The organism is Methylobacterium sp. D48H (assembly GCF_053345715.1).
In genome coordinates, this window is the sequence record NZ_JBKFAP010000201.1 from 1 (window position 1) to 286 (window position 286).

The window sequence follows — 286 nt, forward strand, 5'->3', positions numbered from 1 at the left end:
CGCGGGTCCCCTCTCCCGCACGGGAGAGGGAGCGCGTCGCGCCCCGGCGGGCTGCCCTGAACCGGCGAGGCCCGGGGGCGGAGGGCGAGAGAAACGCGCGGTGCCGGCGCCCCTACGCCATCGTGATGTAGTCGCGCAGGGCCTGGTGCTCGGCCTCGCCGGTGGCGATCTTGCGCGCCACCACGTCGCCGATCGAGACCAGGCCGACCAGCCGCCCGTCCTCGCAGACCGGCACGTGGCGGAAGCGCCCGTCGGTCATGAGGGTCATGACCTCCTCGATCGTGGT

General features: G+C 74.5%; 1 protein-coding gene. It reads right to left on the minus strand.

What is annotated here, in order from left to right:
- Positions 1-112: 112 nt before the first annotated feature.
- The coding region (locus ACLBX8_RS32120) for a CBS domain-containing protein (protein WP_447716462.1) at positions 113-286 on the minus strand (174 nt) is incomplete at its 5' end.